Source organism: Staphylococcus sp. HMSC061G12, from assembly GCF_001838465.1.
GTDB lineage: Bacteria > Bacillota > Bacilli > Staphylococcales > Staphylococcaceae > Staphylococcus > Staphylococcus simulans.
Genome location: NZ_KV837086.1, coordinates 1 through 15,475 on the forward strand (window position 1 = coordinate 1; position 15,475 = coordinate 15,475).

General features: G+C 36.8%; 15 protein-coding genes and 1 riboswitch. Of the genes, 5 read left to right on the forward strand and 10 right to left on the reverse strand.

The genetic code is table 11. From position 1 onward, the window contains the following. Positions 1–49 precede the first annotated feature (49 nt). The 3 genes from HMPREF2937_RS07520 to HMPREF2937_RS07530 all read right to left on the reverse strand — a co-directional run bounded on the left by HMPREF2937_RS07520 (position 50) and on the right by HMPREF2937_RS07530 (position 3,194). The gene (locus HMPREF2937_RS07520; RefSeq protein WP_002480517.1) at positions 50–709 is read right to left on the reverse strand and encodes a potassium channel family protein; all 660 of its coding nucleotides are present in this window, start codon (positions 707–709) and stop codon (positions 50–52) included. A gap of 95 nt (positions 710–804) precedes the next feature. Then, positions 805–1,842 carry a cytochrome d ubiquinol oxidase subunit II gene (locus tag HMPREF2937_RS07525; protein ID WP_070848561.1) on the reverse strand — a complete coding sequence of 346 codons (1,038 nt, stop codon included), beginning with the start codon at positions 1,840–1,842 and terminating at the stop codon, positions 805–807. Then, complete coding sequence (locus HMPREF2937_RS07530) at positions 1,839–3,194, reverse strand: cytochrome ubiquinol oxidase subunit I (protein WP_070848560.1); 1,356 nt, start codon at positions 3,192–3,194, stop codon at positions 1,839–1,841. The genes HMPREF2937_RS07525 and HMPREF2937_RS07530 overlap by 4 nt, the downstream gene beginning before the upstream one ends. Before the next feature lie 191 nt (positions 3,195–3,385). On the opposite strand from HMPREF2937_RS07530, the gene HMPREF2937_RS07535 reads away from it, so the two are divergent. Next, positions 3,386–3,622, forward strand: coding sequence for a glutaredoxin family protein (locus HMPREF2937_RS07535; protein ID WP_070864326.1), 237 nt, complete (start codon positions 3,386–3,388; stop codon positions 3,620–3,622). 335 nt (positions 3,623–3,957) lie between these two features. Here HMPREF2937_RS07535 and ptsP read toward each other — a convergent pair whose 3' ends face one another. The 5 genes from ptsP to auxA all read right to left on the reverse strand — a co-directional run bounded on the left by ptsP (position 3,958) and on the right by auxA (position 9,286). After that, the gene (gene ptsP / locus HMPREF2937_RS07540) at positions 3,958–5,679 is read right to left on the reverse strand and encodes a phosphoenolpyruvate--protein phosphotransferase (RefSeq protein ID WP_023015945.1); all 1,722 of its coding nucleotides are present in this window, start codon (positions 5,677–5,679) and stop codon (positions 3,958–3,960) included. Position 5,680: 1 nt separating this feature from the next. Further along, on the reverse strand, positions 5,681–5,947 hold the full coding sequence (locus HMPREF2937_RS07545; protein WP_002480512.1) for a phosphocarrier protein HPr: 267 nt from the start codon (positions 5,945–5,947) through the stop codon (positions 5,681–5,683). 167 nt (positions 5,948–6,114) lie between these two features. Beyond that, positions 6,115–6,657: a hypothetical protein gene (locus tag HMPREF2937_RS07550; protein ID WP_002480511.1), complete on the reverse strand. Its 543-nt coding sequence runs from the start codon at positions 6,655–6,657 to the stop codon at positions 6,115–6,117. After that, positions 6,647–7,861 (reverse strand): class I SAM-dependent rRNA methyltransferase, encoded by a 1,215-nt coding sequence (locus HMPREF2937_RS07555; RefSeq protein ID WP_023015946.1) that lies wholly within the window; start codon positions 7,859–7,861, stop codon positions 6,647–6,649. Before HMPREF2937_RS07555 ends, HMPREF2937_RS07550 begins: the two co-directional genes overlap by 11 nt. A gap of 111 nt (positions 7,862–7,972) precedes the next feature. Next, complete coding sequence (auxA, locus tag HMPREF2937_RS07560; RefSeq protein ID WP_023015947.1) at positions 7,973–9,286, reverse strand: lipoteichoic acid stability factor AuxA; 1,314 nt, start codon at positions 9,284–9,286, stop codon at positions 7,973–7,975. Between the two features lie 234 nt (positions 9,287–9,520). After that, positions 9,521–9,623, forward strand: a riboswitch (TPP riboswitch). Positions 9,624–9,728: 105 nt separating this feature from the next. Between auxA and HMPREF2937_RS07565 the strand changes: the two genes are divergently transcribed. From HMPREF2937_RS07565 to HMPREF2937_RS07580, 4 genes are all read left to right on the forward strand, one after another. Further along, a complete protein-coding gene (locus tag HMPREF2937_RS07565; RefSeq protein WP_002480508.1) occupies positions 9,729–10,304 on the forward strand; it encodes an ECF transporter S component in 576 nt (191 codons plus the stop codon). Positions 10,305–10,316: 12 nt separating this feature from the next. Next, complete coding sequence (locus tag HMPREF2937_RS07570; RefSeq protein ID WP_070864327.1) at positions 10,317–11,726, forward strand: ABC transporter ATP-binding protein; 1,410 nt, start codon at positions 10,317–10,319, stop codon at positions 11,724–11,726. Then, positions 11,719–12,513 (forward strand): energy-coupling factor transporter transmembrane component T family protein, encoded by a 795-nt coding sequence (locus HMPREF2937_RS07575; RefSeq protein ID WP_002480506.1) that lies wholly within the window; start codon positions 11,719–11,721, stop codon positions 12,511–12,513. Before HMPREF2937_RS07570 ends, HMPREF2937_RS07575 begins: the two co-directional genes overlap by 8 nt. A 236-nt stretch (positions 12,514–12,749) precedes the next feature. After that, positions 12,750–12,974, forward strand: a complete 225-nt coding sequence (locus HMPREF2937_RS07580) for a hypothetical protein (protein ID WP_002480505.1) — start codon at positions 12,750–12,752, stop codon at positions 12,972–12,974. A gap of 145 nt (positions 12,975–13,119) precedes the next feature. Here the strand turns inward: HMPREF2937_RS07580 and purD are convergent, their stop codons facing one another. Together purD and purH are read right to left on the reverse strand one after the other, a co-directional pair. Further along, positions 13,120–14,367, reverse strand: a complete 1,248-nt coding sequence (purD, locus tag HMPREF2937_RS07585; RefSeq protein WP_070864328.1) for a phosphoribosylamine--glycine ligase — start codon at positions 14,365–14,367, stop codon at positions 13,120–13,122. 24 nt (positions 14,368–14,391) lie between these two features. Beyond that, on the reverse strand, positions 14,392–15,475 hold a 1,084-nt coding region (purH, locus tag HMPREF2937_RS07590), incomplete at its 5' end, for a bifunctional phosphoribosylaminoimidazolecarboxamide formyltransferase/IMP cyclohydrolase (RefSeq protein WP_070864347.1).

Below are 15,475 nucleotides of genomic sequence, written 5' to 3' on the forward strand. Positions count from 1 at the left end.
TTTGGACTGTATTTATGTCCCAGCCCCTTTTTGTTTGTATAAGGTTGTGTTAGTGGACAAGTTTTTTCTCGAAGCGATTTAAGTCGTTGTCGTGTCCAATCATAATTAAGATATCGCCAAGTTCAATATTCATATTCGGATCTGGAGAAATAATAACATCTTTATCACGTTTAATCGCGATAATATTGATACCGAAGTTTGCACGGATATCTAAATCTACAATCGTTTGACCCGCAATACGTTCATTCGCTTTGGCTTCAACAATTGAATATTCATCCGCAAGTTCCAAGTAATCCAAGACACTGGCACTCGCAATATTATGCGCAATTCGACGTCCCATATCTCGTTCAGGATGGACAACTAAGTCAGCGCCGATTTTATTTAAAATCTTCGCATGGTAATCGTTTTGGGCTTTCGCAATAACCTTCTTAACGCCTAATTCCTTAAGAATCAGAGTTGTCAAAGTACTCGTTTGAATATTTTCACCAATCGCCACAATGACTTGATCAAAGTTACGAATCCCTAAACTTTTCATTACCGCTTCATCTGTTGTATCTGCGACTACCGCATGTGTCGCAATCTCACTATATTCATTTACGCGGGCTTCGCTTAAGTCGATAGCCATCACGTCCATGCCTAACGCATTTAATTCTCGGACTATACTGCCGCCGAAACGACCTAACCCTATCACAACGAATTCTTTTTCCATTTCTCTTACAACCTCCGCAAAAATAAAGATGAGACAAGGCTCTGTTCAATCATAGACAACCTATGATTGTGCCTCGCCTCACCTTAGACTTAATATTAATAATAACCTTCATCATTCTTACCTTCAACATAATCTTTATTGAAGATGAATAATCTCATTAAGAAAATCAGTGATGGAACAAGCATCAATAATCCAACGACTGCCGCAATGGTTAAGGCCCATGCCATCGGGTCATCTGTTTTGTGAATGTCTCCATTGATATATGGATACAAGATGTATGGCCATTTACTTAAACCATAACCTGTCACGGCTGTAGCCATTTGAATCACAACTAACATAAATACTGTTCCAGGTGATTTTTTCATTATAGATAAAATCCAAGCTGCTAACAAGCATAATATACTGATTAAGAATAACCACCAGTATTGATTAACCGCAACATCAAAGTGTTGCTTGTTTTGACTGCGTAATGTGATGAAAGTAAATAATGATACTAAAGCCATCGGAGGACCCCAGAAAACAAACCACATACGAATAATATTATAGGCTTTCATGTTTTCTGCTTTGCGTGCATAATACGCAAGGAATCCTGATGAAATATACATTACTGAAACTAAAGCTAAGAATACAACTGCCCACGCAAATGGACTAAAGAATAAATCTAACCAATTTAAATCGACACCTGTACCTGAGCTTGTTTTATGAATATAGCCGCCTTCTGAGATAACAAGTCCCATACTTAATGCAGCCGGGATGAATAACCCAGATACACTATGCAAGACGAGCCAAGAGAATTTTGAATCTGGTCCATAGTTTTGGAATGCATAGAAACTACCACGAATCGTAAGTAAGATTAAAGCGATAGATCCTGGCACTAACAGAACCGAACCATAATAGTACGCGAAATCTGGGAAGAAACCGACAATTCCTACGGTAAAGAATACTAAGAATACGTTTGTGACTTCCCAAATCGGGTTCAGATAACGACCGATAATCGGTACTAATGTGCTTTCAGTACCTCTTAATTTCGATTGTAAAATGAAGATACCTGCACCAAAGTCAATTGAAGCAATAACGATATACAAGAATAAGAACAGATACAAAACGATCATTCCAAATGCTGTAATACTCATGATGCTTCACCTCGGCTCTCTTCTAATTTTTCCACATCTTTATATGGCGGATTATTCTTGAACATACGGATTAATACATATGCTGCAGTGAATAAGATGATAAAGTATATGACACCAAATGCGATGGTAACACCTGGTAAACCGCCTGCATGTGTAGCTGCTTCAGACACTCTCATGTAACCTCTTAAAATCCAAGGTTGACGGCCCATTTCTGTTAAGAACCAGCCGAACTCAATCGCAAGCATAGCTGCAGGACCTGTTAATAATATGCCATACAGCAATATTTTGTGTGTTGAGAACTTACGCCATTTCTTAACTAGTCGTGTTAAGACGTAAATACCTGAAACAACGAAACAGAAGATACCGCTTGTCACCATTAAGTCAAAGAAGTAATGGACAATTAACGGCGGCTGTTCATTTTTAGGGAATTCATTTAATCCTTCAACTTCTGTATTGATATTGTTGTCAGATAAGAAGCTGAGTAATGCTGGGATTTTAATCGCACCATGCACTTCTTGATTTTTCTCATCTAGTACACCAAACAGAACTAAGTCTGCACGTTTTTCAGTATCATAATGCCATTCATATGCTGCTAATTTTTCAGGTTGTTCATTGTGTAAGAACTTCGCTGATAAGTCTCCAGCAAGCATAGAACCTAGTGTAAAGACTAAACCGACAATCATAGTCATTTTCAATGCTTTCTTATGATATTCTCTGTCTTTTTCAAATTTATTTTTCAATAATTTAAATGCTGCAATCGCCGCTAAAATAAAGGCCATTGTCATAATTGCTGTAGTAATTACGTGGAAGGCTCTGACACCAAATGATGAGTTGAACATTGCTGCTACTGGATCAACATGAATCATTTTGCCGTTTTTCAATTGGAAACCTTCAGGCGTATTCATAAATGAGTTCACTGATGTGATGAAGAAGGCAGATAATGTACCGCCTAATACCACTGGAATACTCATAATCAAATGTGTCCATTTGTTTTTGAATCGTTCCCAAGTGTAGAAATAAATACTAAGGAAAATTGCTTCAAAGAAGAATGCGAAGACTTCCATGAATAATGGCAAGGCAATCACGTGTCCTGCAATCTTCATAAATTGTGGCCAAAGCAATGACAGCTGCAACTCGATAATCGTACCTGTTACAACCCCTACCGCAACAGTTACCGCATAACCTTTGGCCCATCTCTTAGCTAATGTAATATATTTTGCGTCATTTCTTTTAACACCAAGAAATTCAGCAATTGCGAACATAAGCGGCATCCCCACACCGATAGTCGCGAAGATAATATGCACAGCTAAGGTCATGGCAGTTAAAAATCTGCTCAGTTCTACTGCTTCCATAATATCACCCTGTTTTTCTCTATATTTTTGTTACTGTCTAATGCCCGCAACGTCTCAGATGAAATGTGGAGGAAATTGTTTACACAAAATCCAAAAAAACTTGAAACATTCAAATATAGGCGGTTGGCTTGATTTTTAATCGTCCCTTTAATACAGTATACACATCAATAAAATGTAAAGGAAGATAAAACATGCCGAACGTAGTCATTTATACACAAAACGACTGTCCACCTTGTCAGTTTGTGAAAAATTATCTCGATCATCATCACGTTGCATACACTGAGAAAAATATTTCAAACTCACAATACCGCAATGAAATGATAGATTTCGATGCATTTTCAACGCCATTTATCTTAATCGGTGACACACCTATGTATCAAGTGGACATAGATAAAATCAACACATTACTCGATATCGATAAAGACTGACTTAAAAATGAATGCACTCTATTTTAAATTACCTTTAAGGTAAATGATTCAAACAATTATGCTGTAATCTGCGTTCATAGACACAGTACCTTATATGTTACGCTCTCATATGCTAGTTTACAATTATTCTAATCAAGATTTTCATTATATTTATACAGAATTTAAATCTTTGTCACAAATTTGTAAAACACACAGTATATACCTCGCAATTAAATTCTTTGTAAGTTGATTACATTACTCAAATAATAAGTAAATGTTTGTACACTAATAAAACCGCGATGAAAATGAATTGGACATTCATTTCATCACGGTTTTTATTAATATTTTATCAATGATTATGCATGTTTCGTATAGTCTTCTACTAAAGCAACAACTTCTTCTGATGTTGCACAGTTCACTGCTTTCGCTGCTAAGTCTTTCATTTGCGCTTCGCTTAAGTTTCTGATTAAACGACGTGCTTTAAGGATTGAAGTTGCACTCATAGAGAACTCATCTAATCCAAGACCTAACAATAATGGAATTGCAGTTTGGTCTCCGGCCATTTCGCCGCACATACCTGTCCATTTACCTTCAGCATGAGACGCTTCGATAACACGTTGTACCAAGCGTAAAATAGCTGGGTTATATGGTTGGTATAAATAAGACACACGTTCTGACATACGGTCAGCTGCCATTGTATATTGGATTAAGTCATTTGTTCCGATACTGAAGAAGTCTACTTCTTTCGCAAAGACATCAGCAAGTGCTGCTGTCGATGGAATTTCAACCATAATACCGACTTCGATATCATCTGAAACTTCAACACCTTCATTTTTAAGGTTTTGACGTTCTTCTTCTAATAATGCTTTCGCATCACGGAATTCTTGAATTGTCGCAACCATTGGGAACATAATGTTTAATTTTCCGTATACTGAAGCACGTAATAACGCGCGTAATTGCGGACGGAAAATTTCTGGTTGTGCTAAGCACAAGCGGATTGCACGATAACCTAAGAATGGGTTCATTTCTTCAGGTAAGTCTAAATAAGGTAATTCTTTGTCTCCACCGATATCTAATGTACGAACAACCACACGTTTGCCTTTCATTGCTTCAAGAACTGCTTTGTATGCCTCAAATTGTTCGTCTTCAGTCGGCATTTGATCTCTACCCATATATAGGAACTCAGTACGGTATAATCCGATACCTTCTGCACCATTTTCAACTACACCAGGTAAATCGTTTGGTGTACCGATGTTTGCAGCTAATTCTACATGATGACCATCTTCTGTTACAGATTCAGCATCACGTAATTTTTGTAATTCTTGTTTATCTTTGAAGAAGTTATCACGTTTTTCTTGATATTGTGCTACAACTTCGTCACTTGGGTTAACAATAACATCACCTGTCATACCATCAACAATAATGATGTCGCCTGCTTCAACTTCCTCAGTAATCGTTTTAGTACCAACGACTGCTGGGATTTCTAAAGAACGGCTCATAATTGCAGAGTGAGATGTTCTGCCTCCAATGTTTGTCACAAATCCTTGCACATATTGTTTGTTCAACTGTGCAGTATCTGAAGGTGTCAAGTCATTCCCGATAATAACGACACTTTCATCAATGATACTTGGGTTTGGTAAATCCACACCTAAGATGTGTGCTAATACACGTTTAGAAACGTCGCGAATATCCGCTGCACGTTCAGCCATGTATTCGTTGTCCATTGATTCAAATATTGTGATAAATTGATTTGAAACATCTGTTAACGCTTGAGCAGCATTAACATTTTCATTTTTAATTTTTTCTTCAATAGGTTGGATAAGTTCTGGATCTTCAAGCACTAATAAATGTGCATCGAAGATAGCCGCTTTATCTGCGCCTAATTGTTGTTCGGCATTGTTTCTGATTTTAGTCAATTCAACTTTTGATGTGTTAAGTGCGCCGTTAAATTTAGCAACTTCAGCCTCTGTATCAGTCACTGTTCCGTTATCAAACGATAGGTCAGGTTCTACTAATAGATAGGCTTTTGCGATTGCGACACCATCAGATGCCGCAATCCCTCTAATATTTTTAGTCATATTAGTTAGTTAAACCTTCTTTAGATAAAACGTCAGTGATAGCTTGAATTGCATCAGCTTCGTCGCTTCCGTCAGCATAGATAGTAATGTCAGCATCTTTACCTACGCCTAAGCTCATAACACCCATAATTGATTTTAAGTTGACTTTTTTACCGTTATATTCAAGTTGAATATCTGAATCAAATTTTGAAGCTGTTTGTACAAGCATTGTAGCTGGACGAGCATGAATACCTGTTTCGTCGATGATAGTGTATGATTGTTGTTCCATAATAATCTTTCTCCTTCGCATCCATTAATTGGTGAGTGACTCACCTGAACATTATTACACCTTAACATTACCAAAATATGACGCTAAATTCAATTTGTTTAATCCATACAGGGCAATGAATTTAGCGTTTTTGTGAAAATATGCACAATTTAATTGACAACTCGGTTTTAAATTAATTTTTTGGCAACGTTTTCACATTTATCGATGTGCTCGTCACCTAATTTTTTCATGAAATAATAACTGATTGATGCTGCGATTGCTTGACCGACAACCGGGAACCATCTTGTTTGTTTCGCAGCTGTACGTTTAGCAACATCTTTAACGACCATTTTCAAGATACCTTTTGAAACCGTACGTCCGATGAATTGACTGCCTTGGATTGATGCTGCGACTAATACACGTTCTTTTAAATCATCACTCATACGGTTCACTTCTTTATGATCTAAACCGTAAATTTTATTAATATCTTCTATAATATCTTTCATCAGCTTTAAATCGACCCCAAAATCTAATCCTGGAATCGGAATAACACTTGCTGAAGATGACAATAATGCTTTCTTTCTTACTAATTCTTCAGCGCGTTCACGTCTTTTTGCTAAATCCTTTTTATTCTTCGGTAAACGCCCTTTACCTACGACCGGATCAATTTTCAACATTTTATTTCCAATTTTGTCTGTAGATTTTTTAATGAATTTATCTTTAATCCCCATAATAGTCCTCCTCGATTATTACTTCTTCCACTTTTTCTGATACCCGAACAAAGACTACTTTTAAATATTTTGATGGTTTATAGTGCGGATGTGTTTTAAAATCTTTCGGAAGTCCCATTGCTTCTAAAATTTCAAAATCTACATCTTGTGCATCAAGCGTTCTCTTTATCATGTTTTTAAACGCTTTTGAAGTTAACGCACTTGAGTTTGTACTTAAAATTAAAGTACCTCCATCATTTAAAACAGGTAAAGCTTCTTCAATCAACTTATGATAGTCTTTTTGAACCGTAAAGACTTTCTTTTTATTACGCGCAAAACTTGGCGGATCAATAACAATCGTGTCATAAGCCTTATTGTGTCTTGCCGCATAATGATAGAAGTCAAACGTATCCATGACATAAATATATTGTGTTTTCGGGTCAATACCATTTACCCCAAAATTCTCCTCTGTCAAACCTCTAGAACGATTTGCAAGGTCGACACTAGTCGTTTCTGCTGCTGTTTGTGCTGCAATGACAGAGAATGCCCCTGTATAACTAAATAAATTCAAAACACTGCGGTCAGGTGCATAAACATCACGTAATTTTTTACGCACTTCTTTTTGGTCTAAGAAAATTCCCGTCATCGGTCCATCATCTAAATCGACATTATAGAACGTAAAGTTTTCTTCAATAACAATTGGAAATTCCGGTGCTTCCCCTGTTACGAAACCACTAGATACTTCACTGTCTTTAAAACGTGTCTTCTCAAAAATTGAAGTATAAGGAAAGACAGCTTGAACAGCTTCTAAAATATCAGTTCTGAACGTATAAATCCCTTTTGAATACCATTGGATTAATAAATGACGATCGTAGTAATCAATTGTTAAACCGCCGACACCATCTCCTTCTGCATTAAACAATCTGAATGCATTTGTACCATCGATATCAAAGTAGTATTGACGATAATCTAAAGCTTCTTCAAATAGTGCTTCAAAAAATTCTTGATTAATTTCTTCTTCAGCATCATAGCTTAAGACCCAACCTAATCCTTTATGTTGGCGCCCAACATATGCTGTCGCAATGTATCGGCCATCATCAGTCACAATATGAAAAATATCACCATCTTCTAAATGACTATGTTCATAAATATCTTCTTCATCCACTAATGGATACTGATTTAAATACTTTTGTTCTTTACCTTTATTTAATACTGCTGTCTTCATATTATTATTCCGCCTTCTATGTGTAGTTACTTTTATCTTAACGTATCAGACGCTTCCTTTCTAAAAAGAACGTCTCAAATCCATTAAAAAAGCCGAGGAAACTTAAGTCCCTCAGCTTTTGTGTGATTCTGCTTTAGCTGGCGTACGTAATTGGATAATAAACGCAATCGTAATCGCCACAAGCATAATAAATAAAATCGGTGTAATAAAAATGGATAATAATAATCCATGAATCATAATATTGACAAATTCTGTCAACAATTTAAAGAATAAAATACTCACCATAAACAACTGCGCATAATACAATTTACCGCGTAAGAAATGCGTCAATGTTGTAATGATATAAGCGATAATCACAAGCAACAATAAGAAGAGTGTGATCCACTCGATTACATATGATGTTTGTGATAATTCCCAATCACCTGACATAAACAAGCCATTACGGTTGTTTAATTCTAGTAAGGTAAATAGGAATAAAATCGCACCGCAAATCAATTCAACGATACCCGGTTTAATCCATTTTGGACGACGCATCCAAGTTGGGAAATCGTCTTCTTGCAGATTGACTTTATCTTTAACTGCTTTTTTGAAACTATCTCGTTTTCTTCTGATTTTCTCTAAATCAATACTTCTGCGTGTTCTGTATGTCAATTCTTGTGTACGTTCTTGAATTTCACGCAGCTGTTCTTTCGTTTGGCTGATTGTGCCGTTCTTATCTGTACGTGAATACAACATTTCTTCGCCTAATTCTGCTTTAGTTAGCGGCAATGATCTTCTAAGGAATAAGAAATTCCAAATAGACATTTGACCTAAACACCACATGACAACGAAGAATGCGTTGACACTTAAAATATCAATTAACGCAATTTCATGACTTTCGATTCTGCCATATAACGAAATTTGAGAAATTAAATAACTGATTCCGTACGTACAGATAATCCATAGATAGTGCTCTTTTTGGTGCGCACTGTTCAACTCATCCTTGTACACAATGTATCCGATATGCACAATAAACGGAACCACGAATACAATCGCAAAGAAGCCGTAAACTTGTGTCATAAAGACGATTGTGATGAGGAAGAAAAAGATTCCTATTATAAGGAAGAAAATTGAGATATCATAATCATATTTTGTAGTCATAAATAATAAATAGCCAATCCATAGCAATGCAACACCGAACAAGATAATCAAGATGGCGCTGACCACTGGGAAATGACCAATAAATTGACTCATAATCCGTATTATTTCAACAAAGAAAGCATTGATGAAATCCCACACATTATTAATATGTATGTCAACCTTGCTCCCCTTCGCAAGTTTATGGATAAATGATAGATTGAGTAATACAATGATTCCAATGAAAAGTGAAACAATGCCAATAATCAAACTATAAATGATTTCAGCGTGCTTCTTTATATACGACATGTTTTTCACCTCATAGTTATTATATATGAACAATTCCATTGTGTCTTTAAAAATTAAAGTAAATCATTCTATGGTAGTATATTAGACTCAGACGCTATGCTCAATCCTAAATACACAATTTAACGTAATCTTAATGTGATCTTGCCTTTTTCATACCCGTTCTCTCTGGCTTAAATCTAAAATCACCTTGACAGAACCTATGAAAAAGCATACATTTAGTATAAATCTAATAAAGAAATACACTAGGGGTGTTTCGAACTGAGATGAAGCACAAAGCTTCAAACCCTTCGAACCTGATCTAGCTGAGACTAGCGTAGGAAAGTGTAAAGAATGAACTGGTTTAGGATTTCAGGGTAGAACCAGGGTATTCTGATGCTTATTTTCACGCTGCTTGCTAGACAAGTTTGCGTGTTTTTTTGTTTATATAGGAGGAATTGACATTATGTCTAAAGGACTTAAGCTTTCAGATATCTTAGTTACTGTGTTAATCGCAGTTATCTTTGCTATCATTTACAACATTTGGAACTTAGTGTATAAAGCCATGCAAGTGACTGGCTTACACTTAGAAGAATTATCTTACGGTATGTGGTTCGCAGCTGCTGTTGTGGCTTACTTAATCATTCCGAAAGCCGGTATTGCACTGTTAGCTGAATTCGCTGCTGGTGCTGGGGAAACAATTGTAATGGGACGCTTTGATATTGCGACAATTGTTTACGGCTTACTACAAGGTTTAGCGTGTGAAATTATTTTTGCGATTTTCCGTTATAAATCACGCAAATTAATGGTAGCGGTACTTGCTGGTCTAGCAGCCGCATTAGTTACTTTCCCTATCGACTTCTACTATGGTTATTTAGGTGAAGTTGCTGGATGGAACTTATTCTTATATGTATTCTTCCGTTGTATCAGCGGGATTGTACTTGCTGGGATTTTCCCATATTATCTTGTCAAAGCTCTGGATCAGACTGGGGTTACAAAATTATTCCGCCCTGCTTCCAAAAAGGATTATGACAATTTGTAAGGAGACATAAACGTGTTACTTGCTCAAAATTTACGACTTAAATATCCAAATGCACCAGATAAAATATTTGATGGTTTAGATATAGAAATACCTGATAAACAAAAGGTCTTATTACTCGGCCCTTCAGGCTGCGGTAAAAGTACCTTACTCAATGTATTAAGCGGCATTGTGCCGAACCTAATCGAGCTTCCAATGAAATATGACGCATTGGAAGTCGATTTAAATAGCGGCGTCATCTTCCAAGACCCAGACACACAATTTTGTATGCCGAAGGTTTATGAAGAACTCGCATTTGTGTTAGAAAATAAACAAGTGCCGAGAAAAGAGATGGACGCTTTAATTCAACAAGCATTAGCATCGGTCGACTTAGACGTTGGTCCTAAACAAACGGTTCAACAATTAAGCGGCGGTATGAAACAAAAATTAGCAATTGCTGAAACGGTACTTCAAGAAGCAGATACATTGTTCTTGGATGAACCGACTGCCATGTTAGATGTGGATGCGACAGAAGATTTATGGAATCAAATTAAAGACATGTGGCAAGAACAAACTGTCTTGATTGTAGAACATAAAGTGGAACACATTTGGGAACATGTGGATCGTGTTATTTTAATGAATCATCAAGGGGAAATCATCGCGGATGATACGCCTCAAGTGATTTTACACCAACACGAAGATTTGCTGACTGAATATGGAGTATGGCATCCAAAGGCTTGGGACCATGCACCTAAAGCTGAATTATTACCAAATAAAGACATAACGTCACGCTTCAAATATGAAAATGGCGAAGTCATACGTGGTAAGAAAACACTCATTCAAGTACCTGAACTCACAATCGGCGATGGTGAATGGATTACCATCACAGGTAAAAACGGTGCGGGTAAAACCACTTTACTTGAGTCTATGATGCAATTGATTAAATATCGCGGAGAGATGTCTTATGATGGGCAACCGCTTCATAAAATTAAAGAAGCAGCCCAACATATGTATCTGGTTTATCAAAACCCAGAACTGCAATTCATTACGAATTCTGTTTATGAGGAAATCTTCATCAACTTCAGCGGCGAAAGCGCAAAAGCTGAAACTGAAAAACTGATTGAATTATTGAATTTAGAAGCAGTTCGTGATCAACATCCCTTCGAATTATCAATGAGTCAAAAACGACGTTTAAGTGTTGCGACTGCTTTAAGTTCACGTGCTGACATTATTTTACTTGATGAACCAACATTTGGTTTAGACAGTCACAACACGTTTAATTTATTAAATCTTTTCCAACAACGTGTTGCACAAGGTCAAACGATTATTATGGTTACGCATGACCCACATATCATTGAACGTTATCCGACAAGACGTATCGAATTACGCGACCACATGTTATGTGAAGATGTGCTATTTGAAATGGAAGGTGAAACAAATGTATGAAGCATGGAAAAAGTATTTCACCTTCGTAGATGAAGTTAATATTATCACGAAACTTGGTTTAGGTATTTTCTTATTCTTCTTTGTGATTTTCATTCACAACTTTGATGTGATGATTTACCTAACCGCCTTGATGTTTTTATTCTTACTGATTTTTGGCGGTATGAAATTGAAGGTCACTGCCCTATTCGTACTTTACACTGTGATATTCAGTATCATCTCAGCACTCTTTATGATTTTCTACGGAGATGGTACACATACCCTATTTAAATTAGGCTTTATTCATATCACAACTGAAAGTTTAGTGAGAGGACTGCATTTATCTATGCGTACGGATACCGTCACATTCTTCGGTATTGTGATGGCCTTTACGTCTCAAATTGTGATGATCTTCTACAGCCTGATGCAGCATTTGCGTGTAAAACCAAAAGTAGCCTACGCGTTTATGGCTGCCATCCGTATGGTACCGTTGATTATCAGTTCATTCATTCAACTACGTAAATCATTGAAGATGCGTTATCGTATGGTAGATAAATCAAATTATCGCGGTTTCAAGCGTGTGAAACATTTAATTATTCCGTTGTTAAGTCAAAACATACGAAAAGCACATCAACTTTCGGTTGCTATGGAGAAAAAAGGATTTAAAGATGGTAAAAGAACGTATTATTACTACGCACCATTTAGTTATCGCGACATCTTATTTATCTTATTATTCGCGGCGATATTAATTATTTCTGTAATGTTAGCTCATTATTTACCAATTACAGGAATTACTGACGTACGTGGTTGACACAAGCATTTATAGTTCTTAAAATTTTTATCGGGCTGTGGTTGTCGAGCTGCAGCCCAACCAATATTTACATTTTCATTCATCCATATTTTTCCCAGCAGTGAACGGTCACCGATTCAACCGTTTACTGCTTATTTTTTATTTAACAAATATTATCGTTTAATTAAGTCAAAAGTCATATACATGTTATAATTGAAATAATCAGATTCACACAGAAAGATTGGGGGCAAAATTTCATGAAAAAACGTAATGATGCATACGAAAAAGGCTATCAACAAGCCGTCAAAGAAATTGAAACCATGTCAAAACTCAAAAATAAAAAGCGCCGTTTAAAACGTTACATTAAGAGCCGTAAACGTTCTTGGCGTTTCCATCAATTATTCAAGAGACGCAGCTCTCGCTACGTTTCTGGATATAAACAAGCTTATATTGATATGGCGAAATCATTGCCTGAAGAGTAAGGAAGTTCTGCTTCCTTGCTTTTTTATTTTGTCCCTACAATTTCATAATTAGAAGATACACGACTTAACAATAATTTTTCTGCATACCAAAAAACAGCCGATAGACAATGTACGGCTGTTTTTAGTATAAATCTATTCTTTTAAATTACGCTTCATGTTTGATTGCTTTATCACTGATGTCACGACGATAGAATAAACCTTCACTATCAATGGCATCTACTTTTTTATAAGCATTTGCTTTGGCTTCTTTAACTGTTTTGCCTTCACCAATCACTAAGATAACACGGCCGCCAGAAGTGACATAATCGTCGCCTTCTTTTTTCAAACCGCTAACAAATGTAAGTCCATCTAAATCAAAGCCACTGACTTTCACACCTTTTTCATATGAGCCAGGATAGCCTTTAGACGCTAACATCACGCCTACAACAGCTTCGTCTTTCCATTTGTATTCAATCGGTTTACGTGCTTCTAGGTCTAAAATGTGCTGCATTAAGTCGCTTTCCATACGTGTTAATAATACTTGTGCTTCAGGGTCTCCGAAACGTGCATTAAACTCGATAACTTTCGGACCTTCTTCAGTTAAGATTGCGCCAATATATAGGACACCGAAGAATGGATAGCCTTCTTCTTGCATTGCTTTCGCAATCGGTTGCGCAATTTCATCATTTGTACGTTTTAGTACATCTTCTGAAATATGAGGCACTGGGCAATACGCACCCATACCGCCTGTATTTGGCCCTTTATCGCCATCATACGCACGTTTATGGTCTTGTGCAATCGTATCGAAAGGTACAGCATAATCGCCATTCACAAAGGTCATGACAGAGTATTCTTCGCCTTCTAAGAATTCTTCGAATACAATTTTGCCTTGTTCTTCAGGATACAGTGTTTCGACTGCTTCTTTCGCTTCATCACGTGTCATCGCGATAATAACACCTTTACCTGCGGCAAGACCGTCTTTTTTCAAGACAACAGGAATCTTGCAATCTTCTACATATTTTAATGCATCAGATTTAGAATCCACTTCTACATATTCTGCAGTTGGGATGTCATATTTTTCCTTAATACGTTTCGCAAATGATTTTGAACCTTCAATTTGTGCTGCTTTCGCACCAGGACCGAAGACTTTCACACCCGCGTCACGTAATTTGTCGCCTAACCCTTCAGTTAAAGGTTGTTCTGGACCGATGACTGCCCATTCAACTTCATGATCTACCGCAAATTTTACAATGTCATCATGTGCAGTTTCAGCAATTTCACCGTGCACTTCAGCGACAGTTTCCATTGCTGCATTTCCAGGAATTGCATACACTTGGTCAACAAATTCAGATTGATTTAATTTGTGCGCAAGGACATGTTCACGTCCTCCGCCTCCGATTACTAATACTTTCATCTTTAGCATTTTCCTCCTGAATGATTAATGTTTGAAGTGACGTACGCCAGTCATTACCATCGCAATGCCGTGTTTGTCTGCCATATCAATAGAATCTTGGTCTTTAATAGAACCACCTGGTTGGATGATCGCTTTGATACCTGCTTTTGCTGCTAATTCTACTGTGTCATCCATTGGGAAGAAACCATCTGAAACTAATGCTACATTGTCATTAATTTCAATTGCACGTTCAATCGCAATTTCAGCAGAACCGACACGGTTCATTTGACCTGCACCGATACCTACAGTTTGATGGTCATTACTTAAGATGACAGCGTTACTTTTAACAGCTGCTACAACTTTCCAACCTAATTCCATTGCTTGCCATTGTTCTTCTGTCGGTTCAACTTTAGTCACAACTTTCATGTCATCACGTGAAATTGTTTTTGTATCTTTATCTTGAACTAAATAGCCACCTGATACAGATACAAATTCTTGTTCATCGTGATCCACTGCCATATCTACTTCTAATAAGCGAATGTTTTTCTTTTGAGTTAAGACTTCAAGCGCTTCATCTGTAAATGAAGGTGCAATGACAACTTCTAAGAAGATTGAATGTAATTTTTCAGCAAGTTCTTTTGAAACTGGACGGTTAACCGCAACAATACCGCCGAAGATAGATTGGCTATCTGCTTCATACGCATTTTGATATGCTTCTTCAATTGATTCGCCAACACCAACACCACATGGGTTCATATGTTTAACCGCTACTGCAGCTGGTTCTTCGAATTTTTTAACTAATGCTAATGTCGCATCAGCATCTTTAATGTTGTTAAAGCTTAATTGTTTCCCGTGTAATTGTTTAGCGCCTGCAATCGTATTGTTCGCATCTGATGTACGTACAAAGTAAGCAGTTTGTTGAGGGTTTTCACCATAACGTAATTGTTCTTTATTTTCTTTGAAGAAATTCACAATCGCATTATCGTAATCATTTGTATGTTCAAATACTTTAATCATTAATGATTTACGGAACGCTTCGTCTAATGTATTATTTTTAAGGTGTTCAATGACTGCGTCATAGTCAGCAGGATCTACCACAGTTGTCACATGCTTGAAGTTTTTCGCAGCT

What these genes read in the sequence shown, in the direction of transcription:
- HMPREF2937_RS07520 (WP_002480517.1), bottom strand. Translation starts at nt 709, where the DNA reads ATGGAAAAAGAATTCGTTGTGATAGGGTTAGGTCGTTTCGGCGGCAGT.
- HMPREF2937_RS07525 (WP_070848561.1), bottom strand. Translation starts at nt 1,842, where the DNA reads ATGAGTATTACAGCATTTGGAATGATCGTTTTGTATCTGTTCTTATTC.
- HMPREF2937_RS07530 (WP_070848560.1), bottom strand. Translation starts at nt 3,194, where the DNA reads ATGGAAGCAGTAGAACTGAGCAGATTTTTAACTGCCATGACCTTAGCT.
- HMPREF2937_RS07535 (WP_070864326.1), top strand. Translation starts at nt 3,386, where the DNA reads ATGCCGAACGTAGTCATTTATACACAAAACGACTGTCCACCTTGTCAG.
- ptsP (WP_023015945.1), bottom strand. Translation starts at nt 5,679, where the DNA reads ATGACTAAAAATATTAGAGGGATTGCGGCATCTGATGGTGTCGCAATC.
- HMPREF2937_RS07545 (WP_002480512.1), bottom strand. Translation starts at nt 5,947, where the DNA reads ATGGAACAACAATCATACACTATCATCGACGAAACAGGTATTCATGCT.
- HMPREF2937_RS07550 (WP_002480511.1), bottom strand. Translation starts at nt 6,657, where the DNA reads ATGGGGATTAAAGATAAATTCATTAAAAAATCTACAGACAAAATTGGA.
- HMPREF2937_RS07555 (WP_023015946.1), bottom strand. Translation starts at nt 7,861, where the DNA reads ATGAAGACAGCAGTATTAAATAAAGGTAAAGAACAAAAGTATTTAAAT.
- auxA (WP_023015947.1), bottom strand. Translation starts at nt 9,286, where the DNA reads ATGTCGTATATAAAGAAGCACGCTGAAATCATTTATAGTTTGATTATT.
- HMPREF2937_RS07565 (WP_002480508.1), top strand. Translation starts at nt 9,729, where the DNA reads ATGTCTAAAGGACTTAAGCTTTCAGATATCTTAGTTACTGTGTTAATC.
- HMPREF2937_RS07575 (WP_002480506.1), top strand. Translation starts at nt 11,719, where the DNA reads ATGTATGAAGCATGGAAAAAGTATTTCACCTTCGTAGATGAAGTTAAT.
- HMPREF2937_RS07580 (WP_002480505.1), top strand. Translation starts at nt 12,750, where the DNA reads ATGAAAAAACGTAATGATGCATACGAAAAAGGCTATCAACAAGCCGTC.
- purD (WP_070864328.1), bottom strand. Translation starts at nt 14,367, where the DNA reads ATGAAAGTATTAGTAATCGGAGGCGGAGGACGTGAACATGTCCTTGCG.